Annotated in this window: 1 protein-coding gene; it reads left to right on the top strand. The window is 45.3% G+C overall.

Annotation, left to right across the window (positions count from 1 at the left end; translation table 11 throughout):
* Window positions 1-897 (top strand): acetyl-CoA C-acyltransferase FadA (fadA, locus tag A3729_RS08745; protein WP_068633674.1); only part of this gene is annotated, 897 nt, incomplete at its 5' end.
* Between the last annotated feature and the right edge of the window lie 231 nt (window positions 898-1,128).

Genomic DNA, 1,128 nt, shown 5'->3' with positions numbered 1-1,128 from the left:
TTGTGTGGTTCTGCGATGAGTGCAATTCACACAGCTGCACAAGCAATCCAAACCGGTAACGGTGACGTGTTTGTTGTGGGTGGTGTTGAGCACATGGGTCACGTATCCATGACTAAAGGTTTCGACCACAACCCAGCAGCAAGTAAGTACTCTGCAAAAGCATCTAACATGATGGGTCTAACGGCTGAAATGTTAGCTAAAATGCACGGTATTTCACGTGAAATGCAAGATGAGTTTGGCGCGCGTTCACACCGTCTAGCTCACGAAGCTACATTGGAAGGTCGTTTTAAGAACGAAATCGTTCCAGTTGAAGGTCATGATGAGAACGGTTTTAAAGTTCTTATTGAGGACGATGAAACAATCCGTCCAGAAACGACTGCAGAGTCTCTAGGCAAGTTGAAGCCAGCTTTCAACCCTAAAGGCGGTACAGTAACTGCGGGTACGTCTTCACAGCTTACAGATGGCGCAGCAGCAATGTTGTTGATGTCAGCTGAGAAAGCAGAAGAGCTTGGCCTTAAGCCACGTGCTCGTATCGTTTCAATGGCTGTTGCAGGTTGTGATCCAGCTATCATGGGTTACGGCCCAGTTCCAGCAACTAAGAAAGCACTTAAGCGTGCTGGTCTTACCATTGAAGATATCGATTTCTGGGAGCTTAACGAAGCTTTCGCAGGTCAGTCTTTGCCAGTAATGAAAGATCTTAAGTTGCTAGATGTTGCAGAGACTAAAGTTAACCTGAATGGTGGTGCGATCGCTTTGGGTCACCCACTAGGTTGTTCAGGTGCACGTATCTCAACGACTTTGTTGAATGTTCTTGAAGATAAGGGCGGCAAATATGGTGTTTCTACCATGTGTGTAGGTCTTGGTCAGGGCATCTCAACAATTTGGGAACGTCTGTAAGACCATCTTTGATAAGCACGCTCCCAGGAAAATTGCTTAGGCAATAGGAAGTATTCTTCGGGAGTGTGTCTTAATAAGATAAGAAAAAACCGCAGTTTTGGCTGCGGTTTTTTTGTTTTAAGAGGGGGTAGATTTACTTGAGTCGACTCACTACTTCTATTTTTGCTCAGTTGAAGTGTCGGTACATTCGTTTTGATTGGTTTCCGTTTCTGCTGAGTCGCTGATCGGTTT

The sequence above is a fragment of the Oleiphilus sp. HI0043 genome (genome assembly GCF_001634935.1).
Note: the sequence above shows the minus strand (reverse complement) of the source record. Positions and strands in the feature narration are given on the sequence as shown.